The following is a 24,326-nucleotide window of genomic DNA, read 5'->3' as shown; positions in this document are numbered from 1 at the left end:
CCGTACACGGGAGCGCCCGTGTACGGCCTTTGTCATACGTCCCCGGGAGAGCTGTTCGCTCAGAGCGAACCCCCGGCGGGGTCGCGGCCGTTGCCCCACTCCACCGTCGGGGTGTCGAAGTGGGCGGCATGCCGCGGGGGATGGGCGGCGGGCCCGAGGACGAACACGTCCTCGGCACCGTCGAGGACCCCGCCGGACGGGTCGTCGTCACCGGCGCGGCGCACCACGTCCCGCTCCGGCATGAGGATGTCGCGCACCACGACGGCGCACAGGTACAGCGTCCCCAGCAGGTGCACGCCGATCGCCCAGTGGTAGCCGTCGGTCGGCAGACCCTTGTGGGCGTCTCCGCTGGTGGTGTACGCGAGGTACATCCAGATACCGAGGAAGTACGCCACCTCGCACGCCTGCCAGATCAGGAAGTCCCGCCACTTCGGCCGGGCCAGCACGGCCAGCGGCACCAGCCACAGGACGTACTGCGGCGAGTAGACCTTGTTGGTGACGATGAACGCGGCGACGATCAGAAACGCGAGCTGGGCGAACCGGGGGCGGCGCGGGGCGGTGAAGGTGAGCACGGCGATGCCCAGGCAGCACAGCAGCATCAGCACCGTGGCGAGCGTGTTCACGGTGTCGGTGCTCAGCGGATGGCTGGAGTTCTGGGCCATGATCAGCCAGAAGGAGCCGAAGTCGACGCCCCGCTCCTGGCTGAACCGGTAGAACTTCGACCAGCCCTCGAACGCGAAGAGCATCACCGGCAGGTTCACCACGAGCCAGGACACGGCCGCGCCCGCCACCCCCTGACCGAAGGCACGCCACTTGCCCGCGCGCCAGCACAGCACCAGCAACGGGCCCAGCAGAAAGATCGGATAGAGCTTGGCGGCCGTGGCGAGCCCCAGCAGGACACCGAAGGCCACGGAACGGCCCCGGGACCACATCAGCATCGCGGCGGCCGTCAGGGCGACGGCGAGCAGGTCCCAGTTGATGGTGGCTGTCAGGAGGTAGGCGGGCGCCAGCGCGACGAGCAGGCCGTCCCAGGGCCGGCGGGCGTGAGTGCGGGAGACGCAGACGGCGATGACGGCCGCGCAGACCATCAGCATCCCGGCGTTGACCATCCAGTACCACTGTTCCTGGTGCTGAATGCTGCCGCTGCCAGGTGTCAGCCAGGCCGCCACCTCCATGAACACGCCGGTCAGCACCGGGTACTCGAGGTAGTCCATGTCCCCGGGCAGCTTGTCGAAGTACGGCACGAGCCCGTCGGCGAACCCGCGGCCCTGATACAGGTGCGGGATGTCGGAGTAGCAGGCGTGCGTGTACTGCGAGCTGGCTCCGAAGAACCAGGCGCCGTTGTAGCAGGGCGCCTTCTGCACCAGCCCGAGGGCGAACATGCCGATCGCCACCAGGGCGACGATCCGGACGGGCGTCCACCAGGAGGCCCCAGTCAGGGCGCGTCGTCCGAGGGGACCGCCGATCAGCTCACTGCCGGCCGCGGCGATCTTGTCGTCCCGGGTCGGCCGCACGGTGTCCGGCTCGTGCACGCTCGTCGGCGTCGATTCTGCACTGGGCATGGGGCACATCCTGCCGTACAAGGCTGGGAAAACGCCGAGGGCCGCCGCACCTGAGTCGGTGCGGCGGCCCCTGTTTCACGTGAAACGTCGGGATGTTTCACGTGAAACCCCGTGTCGGGTGGGTCGGTGGCTACCCGGCCGGGCCTCCGAAGAGCCCGCCTCCGCCACCGTTCTGGTTGCCCCGCGGGTTGCCCACGCTGTCCGACGGGGACGGCGAGGTCGACACACCGCCGTCCGTGCCGCCGGTGTCGGTGCCACCGCCGTTCGCGCCGCCGGTGGAGGGGTCACAGGTCCAGTCCCAGGGCTTGCAGGACCCGCTCGTCGACGGCGACGGACTCGGGTCGCTGTTACTGGGCGACGGCGTCGGCGACGGGCTCTCCGACTCCGATTCGGTCGCCGACGGAGTGGGCGTCGGCGAGGGCTGCTCGTTGATGATCTCGCCGATGGGCTCAGGTGCCGGGAACGGCACGGACGGCTCGCCCTTCAGCGCCTCCGCCATGTAGTCGTGCCAGATCTGCGCCGGGAAGGAGGCACCGTGGATCTTCTTCTGGCCACCGGTGCCGAACATCTTGAGAAACGTCCGGTTCTTGTTCGAGGCGTCGTCGTCGTACCGGAACATGGTGATCGCCGTGGACAACTGCGGGGTGTAGCCCACGAACCAGGCCGACTTGTTGCCGTCGGTGGTACCCGTCTTGCCGGCCACATCGCGGCCGGGGAGCTTGGCGGCGGTACCCGTGCCCTTGTCGACCACGGTCTTCAGCACGTCGGTGACGTTGTCCGCGACCTTCGAGGTGAAGACCTGCTTGGTCTTGGTCTGGTGCTGGAAGGTCAGACCGTCCTTGCTGACGACCTTCTCGACGGAGTACGGGTCGCGCTGCTTGCCGCTGGCGGCGAAGGTGCCGTACGCCCCGGCCATACGGATGGCACTGGGGTCGGAGGTGCCGATGGAGAAGGACGGGTAGTTGGTGCCGGCCAGACTGCTCTCCAGCAGGCCCGCGTCGACGGCGGCCTGCTTGACCTTGTCCAGGCCGACGTCCATGCCGAGCTGGACGAAGGGGGAGTTCACCGACTCCCGCATGGCCTCACGCAGGTCGATCAGGTACTTGGGCGGATCACCGTACGACTTGTCGCCGTCGTTGGTCTGCAGCCACTCCTGCCCCTTCTCGTTCGTCCAGACGTTGCCCTGATAGTCCTTGATCTTCAGCTTGTTCTTGCCGTTGTACAGACTCTTGGGCGAGACGATGGTGCGCTCGTCCTGGGCCTGGTCCGGTCCGAGGTCGGGGTTGCGCTTGCCCCACTGCATGGCCGCGGCCAGAACGAAGGGCTTGAACGTCGAACCCACCTGGGCGCCGGTGGCGTCGGCGTTGTTGGTGAAGTGCTTGGTCGCGTCCTCACCGCCGTAGATCGCCTTGATGGCACCGGTGCCCGGGTCCACGGACGCCCCGCCGAACTGGACGTGGGTGTCGTACTGCGGGCGCAGCTTCGGCTTGATGTTGGCCTTCTGCACCCTGGTGACGGAGGCCTCGAGCTCCTGGATCTTCTTCTTGTCGAAGGTGGTGTAGATCGACAGGCCGCCCTCACGCAGCTTCTGCTGGTCCACGTGCGTCTCGTCGCTGTGCGTGACCAGGTAGCTGTTCGCGAGGTCGACGAGGTAGCCGATCTGACCGCTCAGCCGGGTGTTCGAGCGCGGGTTCTGGACCGTGGGGAGGGTCCGGTACTTGTCCCGTTCCGCGGCGCTGAGATGGCCGTACTCGACCATCTTGTTCAGCGTGTCCTGCATCTGGTTGAAGGCACGCTTCCTGTTGGCGTCGGGGGTGGCCGCCGGGTCGATCGAGGTCGCACCGGCCGGGTCGTAGTAGGTGGCGCCCTTGAGCATCGCGGCCAGGAACGCGCACTCACCGGGCTTCAGGTCGACGGCGTCCTTGTTGAAGTAGGCCCGTGCGGCTGCCTGGATGCCGTAGGCGTTGCGCCCGTAGTAGGCGGAGTTCAGGTAGCCGGCCATGATGTCGTCCTTCTTGACGGTGGCCCCTACCTTGATCGAGACGAAGATCTCCTTGAACTTCCGCGTCAGGGTCTGCGACTGGTCGTTGAGCATCGCGTTCTTGACGTACTGCTGGGTGATGGTGGAGCCACCCTGCGTCTCACCGCCGCGCGCCATGTTCAGTACGGCCCGGGCGATGCCCTTGGGGTCGATGCCGCTGTCCGTGTAGAAGGTCTTGTTCTCCTGGGAGATCACGGCGAACTGCATCGCCTTGGGGATCTGCTCCAGGTTGATGATCTGGCGGTTGGTTTCACCGCCCGTGGCGACCATCTGGCTCTTGTCGGCCCAGTAGTAGACGTTGTTCTGCGAGGTCGCCGTCTTGGCCAGGTCCGGGACGCTCACCATGGCGTATCCGATGCCCGCCACGGCCACCAGGCTGCCGAGGAAGCAGAGGAACAGACCGGAGACGAGCTTCCAGGACGGCATCCAGCGGCGCCAGCCGTACTTGCCCGCGCGCGGGTAGTCGATGATCCGCTTCTTGCCGGGATCGACCGCGCGCCCGCGGCCCCGCCCCGGACCGGCGGGCGCGGGGCGGCGCCCGCCACGGCCCGGATCGGCCGCGCGGCGCCGGCTTCCGCCTCTCTGCGCCGCTCTGCGGGCCTCGGCGCGGCCGCCGTAGGGCCGCTCCTCGCCTTCCGAACCATAGGCGTCCGACCCGTAGGCGTCGGACGGAGACCCGGTGGCGCCTCGCGGTGCCGCCCGGCGGCCGGAGGGCGAACCGGACGTACCGCGTCGGCCCGCGGCACGTCCGCCTCCCTGCGGCTGTGGCGGTTTGCGACGGTGCTCGCTCATCGAACGATTACTCCTAGGGCAGGCGCACCCGTGCGCGCCTGGAAACGGCGGCTGGTTTCCGGTCCCCCCGAAGTACGGATGTGGTCGGTTCCGCATTCACCCGTACTGCACCGAGGACGACGACGCCCTCAGGCGTCACTCGGTTCCCGGTGGGCTGCATGGCGCACAGACTACGCACCGTCAAAACCTGCCGAGCCCCGAAGTTCACCCCAAATCAGGCAACTCAGTTGTGACGAATCAGTGATGTGATCCCGTTCACCGTCGCTCCTCTTGTCGCACCCGGATGGTCGTTCTATCGTCGTGATGTATCGAGTCGATACATCAGCTCGGCATAAAGACCGTCAACGGCGCCCGTCACACGGGTCGCGGCAGAGAGGAGGCGACGATGAGCCGGCGTTCCGGGATCCTCGAGTTCGCCGTACTCGGCCTGCTCCGCGAATCTCCGATGCACGGCTATGAGCTGCGCAAACGACTCAATACGTCACTGGGTGTGTTCCGTGCGTTCAGCTACGGGACGCTCTACCCCTGCCTCAAGACGCTGGTCGCCAACGGCTGGTTGACGGAGGAGACGGGGCCGGGCACCGAGGACGCCCTCGCCGCTCCGCTCGCAGGGCGCCGCGCCAAGATCGTCTACCGGTTGACGGCGGAAGGTAAGGAGCACTTCGAGGAGCTCCTGTCGCAGACGGGGCCCGACGCGTACGAGGACGAGACCTTCGCCGCTCGCTTCGCCTTCTTCGGGCAGACCTCGCGCGACGTCCGTATGCGCGTCCTCGAAGGCCGCCGCAGCCGGCTGGAGGAGCGGCTGGAGAAGATGCGCGCCTCACTCGCGCGCACCCGGGAGCGCCTCGACGACTACACCCTCGAGCTCCAGCGCCACGGGATGGAGTCCGTGGAGCGCGAAGTGCGCTGGCTGAACGAGCTCATCGAGAGCGAGCGGGCCGGAAGGGACATGCGTTCCGCCGGGGGAGCCGCTCAGCAGGACAGGACATCTGGAGCGTCGGGCGGCCTGCCCCGTACCGGGGACACCCCCCGGACGGATACGCCCGACGACACCGCCACGTGAGCGCCCACCTCGGGCCTCACTCGTACACACAGGGAGCAACCGGAATGGGTTCGGTTCGCGTAGCCATCGTCGGCGTGGGCAACTGCGCCGCCTCGCTGGTGCAGGGAGTCGAGTACTACAAGGACGCCGACCCGGCGTCCAAGGTGCCGGGCCTGATGCACGTCCAGTTCGGCGACTACCACGTCAAGGACGTCGAGTTCGTCGCCGCCTTCGACGTCGACGCCAAGAAGGTCGGCCTCGACCTCTCGGACGCCATCGGTGCATCCGAGAACAACACCATCAAGATCTGCGACGTGCCCACCACCGGTGTCACCGTCCAGCGCGGTCACACCCTCGACGGTCTCGGCAAGTACTACCGCCAGACCATCGAGGAGTCGGACGCCGAGCCCGTCGACGTCGTCCAGGTCCTCAAGGACAAGCAGGTCGACGTCCTGGTCTGCTACCTGCCCGTCGGTTCCGAGGACGCGGCGAAGTTCTACGCCCAGTGCGCCATCGACGCCAAGGTCGCCTTCGTCAACGCCCTGCCGGTCTTCATCGCCGGTACCAAGGAGTGGGCGGACAAGTTCACCGAGGCCGGCGTGCCGATCGTCGGTGACGACATCAAGTCCCAGGTCGGCGCCACCATCACGCACCGCGTCATGGCGAAGCTGTTCGAGGACCGCGGTGTCATCCTGGACCGCACCATGCAGCTGAACGTCGGCGGCAACATGGACTTCAAGAACATGCTCGAGCGCGAGCGCCTGGAGTCCAAGAAGATCTCCAAGACGCAGGCCGTCACCTCCCAGATCCCCGACCGGGACCTCGGCGAGAAGAACGTCCACATCGGCCCGTCCGACTACGTCGCCTGGCTCGACGACCGCAAGTGGGCCTACGTCCGCCTCGAGGGCCGCGCCTTCGGTGACGTCCCGCTGAACCTGGAGTACAAGCTCGAGGTCTGGGACTCCCCGAACTCCGCCGGTGTCATCATCGACGCGCTGCGCGCCGCGAAGATCGCCAAGGACCGCGGCATCGGTGGCCCGATCCTGTCGGCGTCGTCCTACTTCATGAAGTCCCCGCCGGTGCAGTACTTCGACGACATCGCCCGCGAGAACGTCGAGAAGTTCATCCGCGGCGAGGTCGAGCGCTGACCGATGCGCCGATAGCTCCTGCCAGGGCCGGAAGGGTCCCTGGGGCACTGTGCCCCGGGGACCCTTCCGTGTGTGAGGCTGTGCCGCATGGCCGTCGTCCGTGATCTTCGCGTTCTGCTCCGCTTCAGGGACTTCCGGCGCCTGCTCGCGGTACGGCTGCTCTCCCAGGGCGCGGACGGGATCTACCAGGTCGGCCTCGCCACCTACGTCGTGTTCTCGCCGGAGAAGCAGACCTCGCCCGCGGCGATCGCTTCCGCCATGGCGATCCTGCTGCTGCCCTACTCCGTGGTCGGCCCCTTCGCCGGCGTCCTGCTGGACCGCTGGCGCCGCCGGCAGGTCCTCGTCCACGGCAACCTGCTGCGCGCCCTGATGGCTGCCGTGACGGCCACCCTGATGGTCGCTCACGTCCCCGACTGGCTCTTCTACGTCTCCGCGCTGTGCGTCACCGCCGTCAACCGGTTCGTGCTGGCGGGCCTGTCCGCCGCCCTGCCGCGCGTCGTCGACGCCGAGCGACTGGTGATGGCCAACTCCCTGTCGCCGACCGCCGGAACCCTCGCGGCGACCGCCGGCGGCGGACTGGCCTTCGCCGTACGGCTCCTGGCCGCGGGCTCCGACGCCGCGGTGGCCCTGCTGGCCGCCGCCCTGTACCTGTGCTCCGCGCTCGCCTCGCTGCGCCTGGCCGTGGGACTGCTGGGTCCCGACCGGGCGCTGGTACGGCCGCGGCTCACCAGGGCGGTCCAGGGCACCGCACGCGGGCTCGCGGCGGGCGCACGCCATCTGGCCGCGCCGCAACGCCGCGAGGCGGCCTGGTCGTTGGCTGCGGTGACCCTGATGCGGTTCTGCTACGGCGCCCTGACCGTCACCGTGCTGATGCTGTGCCGGTACGCGTGGACCTCCGACGCTGACCGGGGACTGGCGTTGCTGGGCCTGGCTGTCGGCGTCTCGGGCGCGGGCTTCTTCGCGGCGGCTGTCGTGTCCCCGTCCGCGGTGGGCCTGCTCGGTCCGGTGCGCTGGATCATGGTCTGTTCGGCCTGCGCGGCGGTGCTGGTACCGGCGCTGGGGCTGACGTTCACTCAGGGCCCCGGCCTGGTGGCGGCGTTCGTGCTGGGACTGGTGACCCAGGCGGCGAAGATCGCCACGGACACCGTGGTGCAGTCCACGGTCGACGACGCCTTCCGCGGCCGGATCTTCTCCCTCTACGACGTGCTGTACAACGTCGCGTTCGTGGGCGCGGCCGGCGTTGCCGCGCTGATGCTGCCGCCGGACGGGCGCTCGGTCCCGCTGGTGATCACTGTGTCCCTGGTCTATGGGGCGGTTGCCTTGACTATGACCCGTTTTAGGCGCCGGTAAGTGTCACATCCGAGCCACAGAGTGAACTCGGGAAAGCAAAGTGGCCACAAGGACCCAGTAATTTACGTGGGTCTTATCTCGCGCCCTGCGCACCCACGTTCGAGGGGGACCCCCAAAGTGACCACTCCGCCGCCCCACGGCCAGAACCCGTACGCCCAGACGCCTCCCCCGCCCGTGGGTCAGCAGCCTGGTCAGCCCGGCATCCCGCCGCAGGGCGCTCCCTACGCCCCCTTCCCGAACCAGGCCGCCCCGGGCGCTCCTGGCGCCCCGGTCCCGCCGCCGGTTCCGGCCGCTCCGGCGAAGAAGGGCGGGAAGAAGGTTCTGAAGGTGATCTCCGGCGTTGTCGTCGCGATCATCATCGCCCTGGTGAAGTTCGGCGGCGTCTTCGGCATCAGCTGGTTCATGAGCCGCAACGACGCGGAGTCGACGTCGGTCGGCGCCTGCATGCACAACAAGGGCACGGACACCGACGCGAAGCTGGAGGAAGTCGACTGCTCCTCGGCCGACGCGCAGTACAAGGTCGTGAAGAAGTTCGAGTTCTCCAGCGACGAGAACAAGTGCCAGGGTGTCGCCCCGGTCTGGTACGTCCAGTCGGGCGGCGCGCACGACGTGGTGCTGTGCCTGGACGAGGTCAAGAAGTAACGCGGCACGGACGAAGGGGCGGTGTTTCACGTGAAACACCGCCCCTTCGTCGTTCCCGGGGTCATGTTTCACGTGAAACATGACCCCGTTTCGTTCATTCAGCCCTGCGCCGACCACCAGTCCTTGAGGGCGGCCACTGCCTGGTCGTGTTCCATCGGGCCGTGCTCCAGACGGAGTTCCAGCATGTGCTTGTAGGCCTGGCCGATCAGTGGGCCGGGGCCGACACCCAGAATCTCCATGATCTGATTGCCGTCGAGGTCCGGGCGGATCGCGTCCAGCTCCTCCTGCTCCTGCAGCTGGGCGATGCGCTCCTCCAGGCCGTCGTAGGCGCGGGACAGCGCGGCCGCCTTGCGCTTGTTGCGGGTGGTGCAGTCGGAGCGCGTCAGCTTGTGGAGGCGGCTCAGGAGGGGGCCGGCGTCACGGACGTAGCGCCGCACCGCGGAGTCCGTCCACTCGCCGGTGCCGTAGCCGTGGAAGCGCAGGTGGAGCTCGACCAGCCGGGAGACATCCTTGACCAGCTCGTTGGAGTACTTCAGCGCCGTCAGCCGCTTCTTGGTCATCTTGGCGCCGACCACCTCGTGGTGGTGGAAGGAGACCCGGCCGTCCTTCTCGAAGCGGCGCGTCCGCGGCTTGCCGATGTCGTGCAGCAGCGCGGCCAGCCGGAGCGTCAGGTCGGCGCCGTCCTCCTCCAGCGCGATCGCCTGCTCCAGGACGATCAGCGTGTGGTCGTAGACGTCCTTGTGCCGGTGGTGCTCGTCGCTCTCCAGCCGCAGCGCCGGCAGCTCGGGCAGGACCCGCTCGGCGATCCCGCTGTCCACCAGCAGGGCCAGGCCCTTGCGCGGGTGGGCGGAGAGGATGAGCTTGTTCAGCTCGTCCCGCACCCGCTCCGCGGAGACGATCTCGATCCGCTCGGCCATCTCCGTCATCGCCGTCACAACCTCGGGCGCGACCTCGAAGTCGAGCTGGGCGGCGAAGCGCGCGGCCCGCATCATGCGCAGCGGGTCGTCGGAGAACGACGCCTCCGGGGTGCCCGGGGTGCGCAGGACGCGCGCCGCCAGATCCACCAGACCACCGTGCGGGTCGATGAACTCCTTCTCCGGCAGCGCGACGGCCATCGCGTTCACCGTGAAGTCACGGCGGACGAGGTCCTCCTCGATGGAGTCGCCGTACGACACCTCCGGCTTGCGGGAGGTGCGGTCGTAGGCCTCGGAGCGATACGTGGTGATCTCGATCTGGTAGCCGGACTTCTGCGCACCCACCGTGCCGAAAGCGATCCCGACCTCCCAGACGGCGTCCGCCCAGGGCCGCACGATCTTCAGGACGTCCTCGGGCCGGGCGTCGGTCGTGAAGTCCAGGTCGTTACCGAGCCGGCCGAGCAGCGCATCCCGCACCGAGCCGCCGACCAGAGCGAGCGAGAAGCCCGCCTGCTGGAAACGGCGGGCGAGGTCGTCGGCGACAGGGGCCACCCGCAGCAGTTCGCTCACCGCGCGCTGCTGCGCCTGGCTCAGGGCAGTGGGAGTGTCTTCATTGGCGTTCGGCACAACAGAACAGGGTACGTGCCCCGGCGGGCGGCGCAGAGAAGCGCTCCTCTATATAAGGATCCATGCTTATAGGGATCCATGTCGGGATCTGTGCCACGGGTGCGCCGCCCGCCGTCCCAGTCGAGTGAGCCCTCGCTGATCTTGTGGCCGCTGATCTTGTGGCGCAGACCGCGGCACTTCCACTCAGCGCGCATCGTTACCATGCGTGGACGCACATTCCGACGACCACTGACGACGACGAGGGACGGGCGAGCGCGTGGCCGAGGCGGCAGACATCCAGGGGACCAGTCCCTCACCTGCCCGCCGCTGGTTGCGGCGCACCGCCGCCCTGCTCATGGGAGTGCCCCTGCTGGCCGGCGCGCTGCAGCTGCCCGCCGCACCCTCCGCCCAGGCCGCACCGCATGCCGCGCCCGAGGCCTCGGGCTCGCGCTCGGTGTCCGTGGCCGTGGACTCGCTCACCCCCAGCGCCCTCTCCGACGGCGACACCCTGACGGTCTCCGGCACGGTGACGAACAACGGCCGGCAGGCGGTCACCGACGCCCATGTGGGGCTGCGGGTCGGTCCGGAGCTGTCCACCCGCTCCGAGATCGACGCCGCCGCCGAGCGCGGCGCCTATACGCCCGGCGCCGACGGCTCCGAGATCGGCGGCACGTACATCACCAAGTTCGCCAAGCTCACGCCCGGCGTCGCCGAGCACTTCAGCATCTCCGTACCGGTGGACAAGCTGGACCTCGGCAGTGACGGCGTCTACCAGCTCGGGGTCTCGCTGTCCGGCAAGACGGCCACGCAGTCGTGGGAACAGGTCCTGGGCATCCAGCGCACCTTCCTGCCGTGGCAGCCCGACGAAGCGGACACCAAGACGAAGACGACCGTCCTGTGGCCGGTGATGTCGTCGGTGCGGATGACGGCCGAGACGAGTCCCGGCGAGCAGCAGACGCCGGTCTTCCTCAACGACGACCTGGTCAAGGAGATCGCCCCGGGCGGCCGCCTGCAGCAGATGGTCGCGCTGGGCAAGAGCCTCGACGTCACCTGGGTGATCGACCCCGATCTGCTGTCGTCCGTGGACGCGATGGCGGGCAGCTACAAGGTCCGGGGCGCCGACGGCACCACGACCCCGGGCCGCAACCAGGCCGTAGCCAAGCAGTGGCTCGCCGAGCTGCAGCAGGCCGTCGCGGGCAAGGAGGTCGTCGCCCTGCCGTTCGGGGACCCGGACCTGGCTTCCCTCGCCCACAACGGCACCGGTGTGACCGGCTCGCTCAGCCAGCTGAAGGCGGCCACCGACGTCGCGACGCTCACGGTGCAGACCGTGCTCCACGTCACGCCCGCGACCGATTTCGCCTGGCCCGTGGCCGGTGCCGTCGACCCGTCGATCATGAAGGTCGCCACCTCCGCGGGAGCCGACAAGGTCATCGCGCGCAGCGACAGCTTCCGGGAGACCGCCGGGCTGCCCTACACCCCGTCCGCCGCCCGCCCCGTCGGCGGCGGCACCACGGCGGTCGTGGCCGACGCCCGGCTGTCCACGCAGTTCCAGGGCGACCTGACCACGGCCTCCGCCTCCTCACTCGCGGTGCAGGAGTTCCTCGCGCAGAGCCTCGCGCTGAACCAGCAGTCCGACAAGGAGCGCAGCATCGTGGTCGCCCCGCAGCGGATGCCGACCGCGAGCCAGGCGCAGGCGATGGCGGAAGCCGTGGCGGCACTCCAGGGCAGCACGTGGTCGCAGCCGCAGCAGCTGACGGCGGCCGCGAAGGCCAAGCCCGACCCGGACGCCACCACGACCATCCCCTCGGGGTCGGCGTACCCGTCGTCCCTGCGTCGCCAGGAGCTGCCGCGGTCGGCCTTCGCACAGATCGCGACCACGCAGGACAAGCTCGACAACTTCCAGGTGATCCTCACCGACCCGTCCCGGGTCGTGACCCCCTTCGGGCGGGCCATGAACCGCGAGATGTCCACGTCGTGGCGCGGCCGGGCCGGGGAGGCGAGGGCGTTCCGCCGGGGCGTGGAGGACTACCTGGACACGCTCGCCCACCAGGTGAAGCTGGTCGACAAGTCCGACACCAAGCTGTCCGGGCGCAGCGCCACCATCCCGGTGTCCGTGCAGAACAACCTGTTGCAGGGCTCCGACCACCTGGTGCTGCGCCTGACCTCGACCAACCCCACGCGCCTCAAGATCGGCGGCGGGGCCTTCGACGAGCAGCCGGTCACCGTCTCGGGCGGTCACAGCCAGACGGTGAAGTTCACTACGTCCGCGAACGTCAACGGCCAGACCACGGTGATCGCCCAGCTCTTCACGGAGGACGGCCGCAAGTACGGCTCCCCCGTCTACTTCGACGTGAAGGTCACCGAGATCACCGCCACGGTGATGCTGGTCATCGGTGGCGGCGTCCTGCTGCTCGTCCTGGCCGGCTTCCGGATGTACACCCAGCGCAAGCGGGCCGCGGCCCGTGCCGCCGCGGAGGCCGAACCGGCGCACAACGGCGAGGCCGCCGACGAGCCCGGCGAGACGGCAGCCGCCGAGGAGAACCCGGACGGCCCCCGGGACCGTCTCACGCAAGAGTCCGCCGCCCACCCGGGGGCAGACGGTACGCAGCCGAGTGACCCGACACCGGACACCGCAGCGGAAAACCCCGACCCGTCCGGGACGGGTGAGAGAGTGGACCGTTGAGGATGTCGTGGCCGGTGGGCCCGGGACGATGAGGTGGGGTAACCATGAACGCGCCGTACGACGGTGACCACGGCCAGGCCGTGGGCGGCTCGGGCCACCCCGAGGGCCCGCCGCCCGAGAACGGCCCGGTACCGCCGCAGCACCCCGCGGACATGTACCTCGAGGACGCCTACGACCAGGACCCCTACCGCGGGCAGGATCTCTCCGCGCAGGACCCGGTCGCCGAGGCGCTCTACGACCGTGCCGCGCACCCGCCGCCCCCGCCGGGCACCTTCCCGCCCGCACAGCAGCTGTACGCGCAGCCGCAGCAGTCGCCGTACGCCCCTGACCCGCATGTGTGGGCGCAGACGCCCGCGCCGGAGCCGGACGGCCCGACGCAGTACCTGCCGTTCGGCGACGATCCCCGCACCACCCAGTACGTCGGGGTGGACGACCTGGTCAGCCAGGCCGGCCAGGGACGCCATGAGCCGGACGCCTTCGCCCACCTCTTCCGCGACCAGCAGCAGAGCGCCGGCCACCCGTCCTACGAGCAGCAGCCGTCGGTCCCGGGCCCGGCGGCCGCGCCGGGCACCGCCCAGGGGCCCGCAGGCCCGCACCAGGCGCCGCCCGTGCCCAGCGCCGAGCAGACGCTCCACCTGGGCGCCACTCCCGCCGCGCAGCCCTTCGCCGCGGACGCCTCGGCCGACGTGGAGGCCACGGCGGCCGTGACCGCCGCGCCCGTCGCACCGGCGAAGAAGGGCGGCCGCGCCGCCGGTCTGCTGAAGTCGAGCGCCGTGATGGCCGCGGGCACGATGGTCTCCCGCCTGACCGGCTTCGTCCGCTCCGCGCTGATCGCGTCCGCTCTGGGCATCGGTGTCCTCGGTGACACCTTCCAGGTCGCCTACCAGCTGCCGACGATGATCTACATCCTGACCGTCGGCGGCGGTCTGAACTCCGTCTTCGTGCCGCAGCTGGTGCGCTCGATGAAGGAGGACGAGGACGGCGGCGAGTCCTACGCCAACCGGCTGCTGACCCTGGTCATGGTGGCGCTCGGCCTGCTCACGGTGGCGGCGGTCTTCGCGGCGCCCCTGCTGATCCGGCTGCTGTCGGACTCGGTCGCCTCCGACCCCGCCTCCAACGAGGTCGGGATCACCTTCGTGCGCTACTTCCTGCCCTCGATCTTCTTCATGGGCATCCATGTCGTGATGGGCCAGATCCTGAACGCGCGCGGCAAGTTCGGCGCGATGATGTGGACGCCGGTCCTGAACAACATCGTCATCATCGTGACGCTGGCCATGTTCATCTGGGTCTACGGCACCGCCGAGCACTCCGGCATGAAGGTCACCAACATCCCGCCCGAGGGCCAGCGGCTGCTCGGTGTGGGCGTTCTGCTCGGCCTGGTCGTCCAGGCGCTGGCGATGATCCCCTATCTGCGCGAGACCGGGTTCCGGCTGCGGCTGCGCTTCGACTGGCGCGGCCACGGACTGGGCAAGGCCGTCACCCTCGCCAAGTGGACCTTCCTCTTCGTCCTCGCCAACCAGGCCGGCGCGCTCGTCGTCTCCCAGCTGTCCACCTCGGCCGGCAAGGCCTCCCCGGTCGACGGCACCGGCTTCGCCGCCTACGCGAACGCCCAGCTGATCTGGGGTCTGCCGCAGGCCATCATCACGGTGTCGCTGATGGCGGCCCTGCTGCCGCGCATCTCCCGCTCGGCGGCCGAGGACGACACGGGCGCCGTCCGGGACGACATCTCGCAGGGCCTGCGCACCACGGCCGTCGCGATCGTGCCCATTGCCTTCGGGTTCCTCGCCCTCGGCATCCCGATGTGCACGCTGATCTTCGGCTCGTCGGGCACCAGCGAGGCCACCAACATGGGCTACATGCTGATGGCCTTCGGCCTCGGCCTGATCCCGTACTCCGTGCAGTACGTCGTCCTGCGCGCCTTCTACGCCTACGAAGACACCCGCACGCCCTTCTACAACACGGTCATCGTGGCGGCGGTCAACGCCGGCGCCTCGGCGCTGTGCTACTTCCTGCTCCCGGCCCGCTGGGCGGTGGTCGGCATGGCCGCCGCGTACGGCCTGGCCTACGCCATCGGTGTCGGCGTCGCCTGGTCCCGGCTCCGCAAGCGCCTCGGCGGTGACCTGGACGGAGCCCAGGTCCTGCGCACCTACGCGCGGCTGTGCATCGCCTCTGTCCCGGCCGCCGCGCTCAGCGGCGCCGCCTGCTACGGCATCGGGCACGTGCTCGGCCAGGGCGTGGCCGGCTCTTTCGCGGCCCTGCTGGCCGGCGGGGTCGTCCTCCTCGGCGTCTTCTACGCGGCCGCCCGCCGTATGCGCATCGAGGAACTGAACTCGCTCGTCGGTATGGTGCGCGGACGACTGGGCCGCTGAGAGGGGGTAGGCGCACAACCAACGGACGCCACCGTGTGTCGTGCATAGCGGCGGACTGTGGGCACAATTGGTTTCGGCGTCGGACGGCGCGCTCGTCGTCGCACGGCGCGCAAAGGATGGGGAGGCAGGAACGACGGTGGCGGAACGGAGCACGGCTGCCGTCGACGTGGCAGACAACAGCGACGACGAGTCGCTGACCGCACAGGCGGACCAGTCCACGGCCGACGGGGTGGCCCAGAACCGGGAGCGGGACACGGACATCGACGAGGCACAGGGGAGTGGCGGGACGGCGGAACGTCCCGGGAAGGTCTCACCGCCCGAGCTGCACAGCGGTCACAAACTGGCCAGACGCTACCGACTCGAGGAATGCGTCACCCGTCTGGACGGATTCAGCAGTTGGCGCGCGGTCGACGAGAAACTGCGCCGCGCCGTCGGCATCCATGTCCTGCCGGCCGACCACGCGCGGGCCCGCTCCGTGCTGGCGGCGGCCCGCTCCTCCGCGCTGCTCGGCGACCCCCGCTTCGTGCAGGTCCTGGACGCCGTCGAGGAGAACGACCTCGTCTACGTCGTCCATGAGTGGCTGCCCGACGCCACCGAACTGACCACGCTGCTGTCCGGCGGCCCGCTGGAGCCGCACGACGCCTACCAGATGGTCAGTCAGATCGCCGCCGCCATGGCCGCCGCCCACCGCGAGGGCCTCGCCCATCTGCGTCTGAACCCCAACGCCGTCCTGCGCACCTCCACCGGTCAGTGGCGCATCCGCGGCCTGGCCGTCAACGCCGCGCTGCGCGGAATCAGCTCCGACACCCCCCAGCGCACGGACACGGAGGCGATCGGCGCTCTGCTGTACGCGGCGCTCACCCAGCGCTGGCCGTACGAGAACGACGCCTACGGCCTGTCCGGGCTGCCCAAGGACGTCGGTCTCATCCCGCCCGACCAGGTACGGGCCGGGGTCCACCGCGGCCTGTCCGAGCTCGCCATGCGTGCCCTCGCCAACGACGGCGCCACCGCCTCCCGGCACGAGGCTCCCTGCACCACGCCGGAGGAGCTGGTCAAGGCGATCGGTGAGATGCCCCGCATCCGCCCGCCGGAGCCCGCGTTCACCGCGCCGCCCGAGTACCAGCGCACGACATACCAGCAGGGCGCCTACGGCCGCCCTTCGCCGCACCCTGGTGTGACGCAGCCGGTGCCCACCCCGCCGCCCCCGCTGCAGAGCCGTACCGGCAAGGCGCTGAAGTGGGCGGTGTCCGCCCTGCTGATCGCCGCGCTGGGCCTCGGCAGCTGGCAGCTCGCGGACGCCCTGATGGACCGCGGCGGCGCGTCCGACCAGACCGACCAGACACAGACCACGGACGGCAACGGCAAGGGCGACGACCAGACCCGACCGGCCAAGCCGATCGCCATCAAGCACGCCGAGGAGTACGTGGCGGAGGGTTCCCCCCAGGCCCCCGGCGACGTGGACAAGACCTACGACGGTGACAGCTCCTCGTACTGGCGCACCAAGCGCTACAACGAGGGCCCCGTCCTCGCTCCGTACAAGCCGGGTGTGGGCATCGTCTACGACCTCGGCGCGGAGCAGGACGTCCAGTCCGCGTCGATAGCGCTCCGGTATCCCGGTGACCACACCACCGTGCACCTGTACGCCACGGATTCACTGACGCCGTCCACGTCGGTCGACGGTATGAAGGAGATCGGCAAGGCCACCACGAGCGGCACCTCGCTCACCGTGAAGGCGTCGAAGACGGTGAAGACGCAGTACGTACTGCTGTGGATCACGGCAGTGCCGAACGCGCCCTCGGACGGCTACAGCAGCGCGGGCTGGAAGCAGGCCATCACCGACGTGACGTTCAAGGGCTGACATCTCACCGATGGGGGGAGGGGGTCGGATGGCGGGCGGCAGTGGATACGACGGTGTGAGCGATCAGGAGCTGCTCGACCGCCATGTCCAGGGAGACCCCGACGCCTTCGGTGAACTCGTGCGGCGCCATCGGGACCGGCTGTGGGCGGTTGCCCTGCGTACGCTCGGGGACCGCGAGGAGGCCGCCGACGCGGTGCAGGACGCCCTCGTGTCCGCCTACCGTGCCGCCCGCACCTTCCGCGGACAGTCGGCGGTCACGACGTGGCTGCACCGGATCACCGTGAACGCCTGCCTAGACCGCGCCCGCAAGGCGGCCTCCCGCAAGACCTCGCCCGTCGACGACACCGAGCGGCTGGAGCAGCTGCTGGAGCCGCACGAGTCCGCCTCGGCGCCCGCGGAACGCAACGACCTGCACCGCCAGCTCCTGGAGGCGCTCGGCACGCTCCCGGCCGACCAGCGGGCCGCCCTGGTCCTGGTCGACATGCAGGGGTACCCCGTCGCCGAGGCCGCCCGCATCCTCGATGTGCCGACCGGGACGGTGAAGAGTCGCTGCGCCCGGGGCAGAGCCAGACTGGTGCCGCTGCTCACCCATCTGCGGCCCGAGAACACCTCCGACAGCGGAAAACCGGACGCGGGACGGAACCGGATGCACGGGACATCCGTCCCACCGGCAGCGGAACCCGACGACCCGGGTTCCGGCGAAGCAGGACCGAGCGACTCAGCTGCTGTGAAGGGCGGAGGTGGGCGAGCGTGACATCCACGACGGACATGGCCGGGCACCCGGATGTCGCCGAGATCTCCGACCTCGCCGAGGGACTGCTCCCGCCGGCGCGGACCACGGACGTCCGGCGGCATTTGGAGTCGTGCGAGCTGTGCGCGGACGTGTACGCGTCGCTGGAGGAGATCCGCGGACTGCTCGGCACCCTGCCCGGCCCGCCGCGGATGCCGGCCGATGTCGCGGGTCGCATCGACGCCGCACTGGCCGCCGAAGCCCTGCTGAGCGCGACCACCCCGGACGAGCGCTCCGAGGAGGCGACCGCTTCTTCGGTCAGCGAGACCGACCCGCATGTTTCACGTGAAACAACGACCGTCTCCGACCGCCCCGCCGGTCACGCCCGCACCGCCACCACCGGCCCCGGCCGTAAGCAACGCACGCGCCGCAGCCGCCGTACGGTCGGGCTCATCGGCGCCGCCTGCGCGGCCGCCGCTGTCGGGCTCAGTGCTCTCCTGGTATCCACGCTGACAGGCGGCACCTCCGGAACGACGGCACAGCAGCATCAGTCCACCGCCGCGGACACCTTCTCCGAGGCCAAGCTGGGGCAGCAGGTCGACCACCTGGTCGCCCAGCAGCAGAAGTCCGCCGACGGCTCGCGCACGCCCCACAGCTTCGGCGCCGACTCCAGGACCGGCACCGAGCAGCCCAAGGTGTTCCGCTCCCAGCCCACCGTCCCCGACTGCGTCCGCAAGGGCCTGGGCCGCGACGATGCCGCCCTGGGCACCGAGACCGGCACCTTCCAGGGCAAGGACGCGCTGCTCGTGGTGGTGCCCGACGCCTCCGACGTGCACCGGGTCGACGCCTATCTCATGGACGCCACCTGCGTCGCTCATCCCTCGGCCGGTCCCGCCAAGGTTCTGCTCAAGAACTCGTACACCCGTCCCTGAGGACAGCCCGCCCGCGTGCACGGACACGGCGGGAATGCACGCCCCTTAGGATCCGTTGGGTGGGGTGAGAGTTCTGAACGGGCTCCACCGGCCGTACGACGCAGTCCAGAGACGAGGAATCAAGCCGTGAGCGACGTCCGTAACGTGATCATCATCGGCTCCGGGCCCGCCGGCTACACGGCGGCGCTGTACACCGCGCGCGCGTCGCTGAAGCCCCTGGTGTTCGAGGGCGCCGTGACCGCGGGCGGTGCCCTGATGAACACCACCGAGGTGGAGAACTTCCCGGGCTTCCGCGACGGCATCATGGGCCCCGAGCTCATGGACAACATGCGCGCCCAGGCCGAGCGCTTCGGTGCCGAGCTGATCCCGGACGACATCGTCTCCGTCGACCTGACCGGTGAGATCAAGACCGTCACGGACACCGCGGGCACCGTCCACAAGGCCAAGGCCGTCATCGTCACCACCGGCTCGCAGCACCGCAAGCTCGGCCTGCCGAACGAGGACGCGCTCTCCGGCCGCGGTGTCTCCTGGTGCGCCACCTGCGACGGCTTCTTCTTCAAGGACCAGGACATCGCCGTGATCGGTGGCGGTGACACCGCGATGGAGGAGGCCACCTTCCTCTCGCGGTTCGCCAAGTCCGTGACCATCGTCCACCGCCGCGACACCCTGCGTGCCTCCAAGGCCATGCAGGAGCGCGCCTTCGCCGACCCGAAGATCAAGTTCGTCTGGGACAGCGAGGTGGCCGAGATCCAGGGCGAGCAGAAGCTGTCCGGTCTGAAGCTGCGCAACCTCAAGACCGGTGAGTTCTCGGACCTGCCGGTGACCGGTCTGTTCATCGCGATCGGCCACGACCCGCGCACCGAGCTGTTCAAGGGCCAGCTGGACCTGGACGAGGAGGGTTACCTCAAGGTCGCCGCGCCCTCCACCCGGACGAACCTCACCGGTGTCTTCGGCGCCGGTGATGTGGTCGACCACACCTACCGCCAGGCGATCACCGCGGCCGGCACCGGCTGCTCCGCCGCCCTGGACGCCGAGCGCTTCCTCGCTGCCCTCGCCGACAACGAGCAGCAGGCCGAGCCCGAGAAGACCTCCGTCTGATCCCCCTTCCGCCCCACGCCCCGACCGATTAAGGAGAGCCCACCGTGGCCGACCTGAAGAACGTGACCGACGACTCCTTCGAGCAGGACGTCCTCAAGAGCGACAAGCCCGTCCTGGTGGACTTCTGGGCCGCCTGGTGCGGTCCGTGCCGCCAGATCGCTCCGTCCCTCGCGGCGATCGCGGCCGAGTACGGCGACAAGATCGAGGTCGTCAAGCTCAACATCGACGAGAACCCGGCGACGGCCGCCAAGTACGGCGTGATGTCCATCCCGACGCTGAACGTCTACCAGAACGGCGAGGTCGCCAAGACCATCGTCGGCGCCAAGCCGAAGGCCGCCATCGTGCGCGACCTCGAGGACTTCATCGGCTGACGTTTCACGTGAAACATCCAGGGGCCGGCCCTCAAGGGCCGGCCCCTTTCATGTCTCGTCAGGATCACAGCGGTCGCAGCGCCGGCTCCTTCTGCACCGCGCCCAGCAGCCGGTCCAGCGCCAGCTCCACGTCCTCTTTCCACGACAGCGTGGAGCGCAGCTCCAGCCGCAGCCGCGGATGCGCCGGATGCTGGCGGACCGTCTTGAAGCCCACGGCCAGCAGATGGTCCGCAGGGAGCATGCAGGCGGGTTCCTTCCAGCGGGCGTCCCCGAACGCCTCGATGGCCTTGAACCCGCGGCGCAGCAGATCCTTGGCGACCGTCTGGACCATCACCCGGCCGAGCCCCTGCCCCTGGTACCCCGGCAGGATGAAAGCGGTGATCAACTGCACGGCGTCCGGTGAGACCGGGCTGGTGGGAAAGGCCGTCGAGCGGGGAACGTAGGCGGGCGGCGCGTAGAGCACATAGCCCACCGGTTTGTCGTCCACGTAGACGACACGACCACAGGAGCCCCAGTCGAGCAGAACCGCGGAGATCCAGGCTTCCTTCTCCAGAGCCGGTGTGCCGGCCTTTACCGCGGCTTCACCGCTGACGGGATCGAGCTCCCAGAAGACGCACGAACGACAACGCTTGGGAAGGTCCTGAAGGTTGTCCAGCGTGAGCGGTACGAGCCGACGCCCCATGAAGGCTGTTCCTCGCTTTCTTCGCCCGCCGAACCACGGGCGGCTGTCAGAGCACTCCGTTCCCTGAGCAGGCTGCCGACGAATCCGCCGACCGCGCCCAGGCCCAGTCCCGCGCTCACCAGTCCGGTCCGGCTCATCGTTCGCACGGCTCCCTGCCTCCCACTCAAAGGTGCCTGGTAGGTGGATGCGCCATACCCCAACGCATCGTATCCACGATGCGATTCCATCGATACCGGCAGAAAGCAAAGAGCGGGCCGTGTTCCGGTACACACCGGACACGGCCCGCTCCTGCCGGACACTCAGGCGTCGGACTCCTCCGCGCCGTCGTCCTCCTGGAGACCCCTGGGCAGCACCGGACCCTCGCCCGGGGCGAGCGTGCCCAGGATCCGCTCGAGGTCTTCCACGGAGGCGAACTCGACAGTGATCTTGCCCTTCTTCTGGCCCAGGTCGACCTTCACCCGCGTCTCGAAGCGGTCCGAGAGCCGGCTCGCGAGATCGGACAGCGCCGGGGAGAGCCGGCCACCGGCCCGCGGACCCTTGGCACGCTGAGCCTTCTGCGGGCGCGACCCCATCAGGGTCACGATCTCCTCCACCGAACGGACCGAGAGCCCCTCGGCGACGATGCGGTGGGCCAGCCGGTCCTGATCCTCATGGTCGTCGACACCGAGCAGCGCCCGCGCATGACCGGCGGAGAGCACCCCCGCGGCCACCATGTTCTGCACCTTGGGCGACAGCTTCAGCAGACGCAGGGTGTTGGAGACCTGCGGACGGGAGCGGCCGATGCGGTCCGCCAGCTGGTCGTGCGTGCAGTTGAAGTCCTTGAGCAGCTGATCGTAGGCCGCCGCCTCTTCGATCGGGTTCAGTTGGGCCCGGTGCAGGTTCTCCAGCAGGGCGTCCAGGAGGAGCTTCTCGTCCTCCGTGGCCCGCACGATCGCCGGGATGGCGTCCAGTCCGGCTTCACGGCAGGCCCGCCAGCGGCGCTCGCCCATGATGAGTTCGTACTGGGCCGGGCCGACCTGCCGGACGACGACCGGCTGCAGGAGGCCGACCTCCTTGATGGAGGTGATGAGCTCGGCCAGGGCCTCCTCATCGAAGACCTTGCGGGGCTGTTCCGGGTTCGGCCGGATGGCGTCGAGAGGGATTTCCGCGAAGTGGGCTCCGAGGGGCGGCGCGGGCATCTCGGGAGCGGATGGCGTCGGCTCCTCGGTTTCACGTGAAACAGCGGGAAGCGTGGCCAGCTTGGCAGCGGCCACCCCTCGGTCGCCCGTCAGCACCGGGACCGACGCAGGGGATGCCGACGCGCCACCTCCCAGGGCCGTCGCGGCAGGTGTCCTCTCGGTCGGGGCAGCAGGAATCAGCGCACCGAGTCCGCGTCCCAGCCCCCTCCGTCGGTCGCTCACTGGATGCCCTCCACCATGTTCGGGTTGCTCTGGGCGCCGATGTGGGCGTGCGCAGCTTCGTAACTGACGCCGACGCCCTTCAGCGCGATCTCTCGTGCCGCCTCAAGATAGGACAGCGCACCGCTCGACCCAGGATCGTAGGTCAGAACCGTCTGCCCATAGCTCGGTGCCTCGGAGATACGGACCGAGCGAGGAATGCTCGTCCGCAGCACCTCGTCACCGAAGTGGGTGCGCACCTCTTCGGCGACCTGGGACGCCAGGCGCGTCCGGCCGTCGTACATGGTGAGCAGGATGGTCGACACGTGCAGCGTGGGGTTGAGGTGCCCCCGCACCAGATCGACATTGCGCAGCAGTTGGCCCAAGCCCTCCAGTGCGTAGTACTCGCACTGAATCGGGATCAGGACCTCCTGGCCTGCGACGAGCGCGTTGACCGTCAGCAGGCCGAGCGAGGGCGGGCAGTCGATGAGGATGTAGTCCAGCGGCTGCTCATAGGCCTGGATCGCCCGCTGCAGCCGGCTTTCGCGCGCCACGAGCGAGACCAGCTCGATTTCCGCACCGGCCAGATCGATGGTGGCGGGGGCGCAGAAAAGGCCCTCGACATCGGGGACCGGCTGTACGACTTCGGCGAGTGGCCTGCTGTCGACCAACACGTCGTAGATGGAAGGAACTTCGGCGTGGTGGTCGATGCCCAGCGCGGTGGACGCGTTGCCCTGCGGATCGAGGTCGATCACCAGCACCCGGCCGCCGTGCAGTGCCAGCGAGGCGGCAAGGTTGACGGTCGTCGTCGTCTTGCCGACGCCGCCCTTCTGGTTGGCGACCACGATCAAACGGGTCTGCTCCGGTCGCGGCAGACCTTCGCCGGCGCGGCCCAGAGCCTCCACCGCCAGTTGGGCAGCACGACCGATCGGGGTGTCGTCCATCGGGGGCGGTGTTTCACGTGAAACATCGTCCCCGATGGACTCAGTACGGGGACCGGGGACCGGATCGGTCATCGGTCCCGCGATGTTGGCGTCGGACCGCAAGGATTCACTCTCCTCGACTTCAGGCTCGCAATGAACAGAGCCTCGCATGTCTTCGGGGTCGTGAACCAGTGAGGTCTGGTCTTCTGTGGAGAAATCCACCTCTGTGGACAACTCCGTGCCCCTCAAGGGGGACCCTGTCTCGTCGACAGGGGGCTCATCGAGTGAACCGAGGGGCTTACGGTCGCGGGGTTCGGCCGCAGCGCGGCCCCGACTGATGATGCCGTGCAGCAGTGAGCGACGTTTCACGTGAAACACGATGCACAGCACGCCAGGCCGAACTGCCGCGACACTCCGTCAGGCGTACGAGGGGCAGCTTGTGTGGAGTACGTCTCGTCGTCGGAGGCGATCAACGCCGCCGGCGCGTCCGTCCCGTCCGTGCCGCCTTCGCACGCTTCGCCGCGAACCGCACGCCACCGGGGCTCTCACCGACCTCGACCCGCACCACGGTCGACAGGGGATCCACCACGCCCTCACCGACATGCAGGATCGACGTCTCCACCGCACCCAACTTGCTCAGTGCCGTGGCCGCGCTCTTCAGCTCCTCCTCCGCGGTGTCGCCCTTGAGCGCGAGCATCTCGCCGTAGGGACGCAGCAGCGGGATGCCCCAGGTGGCCAGCCGGTCCAGCGGGGCGACCGCACGGGCCGTGACGACATGGACGGGAGGCAGCTTGCCCATGACCTCCTCGGCGCGGCCGCGCACCACGGTCACATGGTCGAGCCCGAGCAGCTCCACGACCTCCGTCAGGAAGGTCGTACGACGCAGCAACGGCTCCAACAGAGTGATCTTGATGTCCTCGCGCACCAGCGCCAGCGGGATTCCTGGCAGACCCGCCCCGGAGCCCACGTCGCACACGGTCACACCCTCGGGGACGACCTCCGAGAGCACCGCACAGTTCAGCAGGTGCCGCTCCCACAGGCGCGGCACCTCCCGCGGCCCGATGAGCCCACGCTGCACACCGGCCTCGGCCAGGAGCTCGGCGTATCGGACCGCATCCGTGAAGCGATCACCGAACACGTCGCGCGCCTGCTCGGGCGCAGGGGGGAGCTCCGCTGCCTCCGTCACGGGGACCGTCCTTCCGTACCG

18 protein-coding genes are annotated in these 24,326 nt (G+C 69.3%); 11 read left to right on the top strand and 7 right to left on the bottom strand.

Annotation, left to right across the window (positions count from 1 at the left end; genetic code table 11):
* Positions 1–59 precede the first annotated feature (59 nt).
* Positions 60–1,562 (bottom strand): glycosyltransferase family 87 protein, encoded by a 1,503-nt coding sequence (locus ACZ67Q_RS16990; RefSeq protein WP_471182328.1) that lies wholly within the window; start codon positions 1,560–1,562, stop codon positions 60–62.
* A gap of 130 nt (positions 1,563–1,692) precedes the next feature.
* Positions 1,693–4,395 carry a transglycosylase domain-containing protein gene (locus tag ACZ67Q_RS16985; RefSeq protein ID WP_471182325.1) on the bottom strand — a complete coding sequence of 901 codons (2,703 nt, stop codon included), beginning with the start codon at positions 4,393–4,395 and terminating at the stop codon, positions 1,693–1,695.
* Between the two features lie 385 nt (positions 4,396–4,780).
* On the opposite strand from ACZ67Q_RS16985, the gene ACZ67Q_RS16980 reads away from it, so the two are divergent.
* The 4 genes from ACZ67Q_RS16980 to ACZ67Q_RS16965 all read left to right on the top strand — a co-directional run bounded on the left by ACZ67Q_RS16980 (position 4,781) and on the right by ACZ67Q_RS16965 (position 8,577).
* Positions 4,781–5,458 (top strand): PadR family transcriptional regulator, encoded by a 678-nt coding sequence (locus ACZ67Q_RS16980; RefSeq protein WP_471182322.1) that lies wholly within the window; start codon positions 4,781–4,783, stop codon positions 5,456–5,458.
* A gap of 44 nt (positions 5,459–5,502) precedes the next feature.
* Positions 5,503–6,585: an inositol-3-phosphate synthase gene (locus ACZ67Q_RS16975; protein WP_471182319.1), complete on the top strand. Its 1,083-nt coding sequence runs from the start codon at positions 5,503–5,505 to the stop codon at positions 6,583–6,585.
* Between the two features lie 87 nt (positions 6,586–6,672).
* Complete coding sequence (locus ACZ67Q_RS16970) at positions 6,673–7,935, top strand: MFS transporter (protein WP_471182316.1); 1,263 nt, start codon at positions 6,673–6,675, stop codon at positions 7,933–7,935.
* A 117-nt stretch (positions 7,936–8,052) separates the two neighbouring features.
* Positions 8,053–8,577, top strand: a complete 525-nt coding sequence (locus tag ACZ67Q_RS16965) for an LppU/SCO3897 family protein (RefSeq protein ID WP_471182313.1) — start codon at positions 8,053–8,055, stop codon at positions 8,575–8,577.
* Between the two features lie 98 nt (positions 8,578–8,675).
* Here ACZ67Q_RS16965 and ACZ67Q_RS16960 read toward each other — a convergent pair whose 3' ends face one another.
* Entirely contained in the window at positions 8,676–10,118 is a 1,443-nt protein-coding gene (locus ACZ67Q_RS16960) for a CCA tRNA nucleotidyltransferase (protein ID WP_471182311.1), read from the bottom strand.
* 256 nt (positions 10,119–10,374) lie between these two features.
* On the opposite strand from ACZ67Q_RS16960, the gene ACZ67Q_RS16955 reads away from it, so the two are divergent.
* The 7 genes from ACZ67Q_RS16955 (at position 10,375) to trxA (ending at position 20,138) form a co-directional block, all read left to right on the top strand.
* Positions 10,375–12,780 (top strand): DUF6049 family protein, encoded by a 2,406-nt coding sequence (locus tag ACZ67Q_RS16955; protein WP_471182308.1) that lies wholly within the window; start codon positions 10,375–10,377, stop codon positions 12,778–12,780.
* A 44-nt stretch (positions 12,781–12,824) separates the two neighbouring features.
* On the top strand, positions 12,825–15,149 hold the full coding sequence (gene murJ / locus ACZ67Q_RS16950; protein ID WP_471182305.1) for a murein biosynthesis integral membrane protein MurJ: 2,325 nt from the start codon (positions 12,825–12,827) through the stop codon (positions 15,147–15,149).
* 136 nt (positions 15,150–15,285) lie between these two features.
* Complete coding sequence (locus ACZ67Q_RS16945; RefSeq protein WP_471182303.1) at positions 15,286–17,007, top strand: protein kinase family protein; 1,722 nt, start codon at positions 15,286–15,288, stop codon at positions 17,005–17,007.
* Between the two features lie 28 nt (positions 17,008–17,035).
* On the top strand, positions 17,036–17,761 hold the full coding sequence (gene sigM / locus ACZ67Q_RS16940; RefSeq protein ID WP_471182300.1) for an RNA polymerase sigma factor SigM: 726 nt from the start codon (positions 17,036–17,038) through the stop codon (positions 17,759–17,761).
* Complete coding sequence (locus ACZ67Q_RS16935; protein ID WP_471182298.1) at positions 17,758–18,669, top strand: anti-sigma factor family protein; 912 nt, start codon at positions 17,758–17,760, stop codon at positions 18,667–18,669. Before sigM ends, ACZ67Q_RS16935 begins: the two co-directional genes overlap by 4 nt.
* A 126-nt stretch (positions 18,670–18,795) precedes the next feature.
* Entirely contained in the window at positions 18,796–19,767 is a 972-nt protein-coding gene (gene trxB / locus ACZ67Q_RS16930) for a thioredoxin-disulfide reductase (protein WP_361630236.1), read from the top strand.
* 44 nt (positions 19,768–19,811) lie between these two features.
* Positions 19,812–20,138: a thioredoxin gene (trxA, locus tag ACZ67Q_RS16925; protein ID WP_361630233.1), complete on the top strand. Its 327-nt coding sequence runs from the start codon at positions 19,812–19,814 to the stop codon at positions 20,136–20,138.
* A gap of 64 nt (positions 20,139–20,202) precedes the next feature.
* Here the strand turns inward: trxA and ACZ67Q_RS16920 are convergent, their stop codons facing one another.
* From ACZ67Q_RS16920 to rsmG, 4 genes are all read right to left on the bottom strand, one after another.
* Positions 20,203–20,820, bottom strand: coding sequence for a GNAT family N-acetyltransferase (locus ACZ67Q_RS16920; protein WP_471182293.1), 618 nt, complete (start codon positions 20,818–20,820; stop codon positions 20,203–20,205).
* Between the two features lie 299 nt (positions 20,821–21,119).
* Complete coding sequence (locus ACZ67Q_RS16915; RefSeq protein ID WP_471182291.1) at positions 21,120–22,220, bottom strand: ParB/RepB/Spo0J family partition protein; 1,101 nt, start codon at positions 22,218–22,220, stop codon at positions 21,120–21,122.
* On the bottom strand, positions 22,217–23,290 hold the full coding sequence (locus ACZ67Q_RS16910) for a ParA family protein (RefSeq protein WP_471182711.1): 1,074 nt from the start codon (positions 23,288–23,290) through the stop codon (positions 22,217–22,219). Before ACZ67Q_RS16910 ends, ACZ67Q_RS16915 begins: the two co-directional genes overlap by 4 nt.
* 298 nt (positions 23,291–23,588) lie before the next feature.
* Positions 23,589–24,305, bottom strand: coding sequence for a 16S rRNA (guanine(527)-N(7))-methyltransferase RsmG (gene rsmG, locus ACZ67Q_RS16905; RefSeq protein ID WP_471182288.1), 717 nt, complete (start codon positions 24,303–24,305; stop codon positions 23,589–23,591).
* Positions 24,306–24,326 lie beyond the last annotated feature (21 nt).

It is taken from the genome of Streptomyces sp. NPDC036813, assembly GCF_055609245.1.
Note: the sequence above shows the minus strand (reverse complement) of the source record. Positions and strands in the feature narration are given on the sequence as shown.

Bases quoted from the DNA above. Each gene is read 5' to 3' on its own strand.
- murJ (WP_471182305.1), top strand. From the start codon at position 12,825: ATGAACGCGCCGTACGACGGTGACCACGGCCAGGCCGTGGGCGGCTCG.
- ACZ67Q_RS16975 (WP_471182319.1), top strand. From the start codon at position 5,503: ATGGGTTCGGTTCGCGTAGCCATCGTCGGCGTGGGCAACTGCGCCGCC.
- ACZ67Q_RS16985 (WP_471182325.1), bottom strand. From the start codon at position 4,395: ATGAGCGAGCACCGTCGCAAACCGCCACAGCCGCAGGGAGGCGGACGT.
- ACZ67Q_RS16910 (WP_471182711.1), bottom strand. From the start codon at position 23,290: ATGCGAGGCTCTGTTCATTGCGAGCCTGAAGTCGAGGAGAGTGAATCC.
- sigM (WP_471182300.1), top strand. From the start codon at position 17,036: ATGGCGGGCGGCAGTGGATACGACGGTGTGAGCGATCAGGAGCTGCTC.
- ACZ67Q_RS16980 (WP_471182322.1), top strand. From the start codon at position 4,781: ATGAGCCGGCGTTCCGGGATCCTCGAGTTCGCCGTACTCGGCCTGCTC.
- ACZ67Q_RS16920 (WP_471182293.1), bottom strand. From the start codon at position 20,820: ATGGGGCGTCGGCTCGTACCGCTCACGCTGGACAACCTTCAGGACCTT.
- ACZ67Q_RS16990 (WP_471182328.1), bottom strand. From the start codon at position 1,562: ATGCCCAGTGCAGAATCGACGCCGACGAGCGTGCACGAGCCGGACACC.
- ACZ67Q_RS16970 (WP_471182316.1), top strand. From the start codon at position 6,673: ATGGCCGTCGTCCGTGATCTTCGCGTTCTGCTCCGCTTCAGGGACTTC.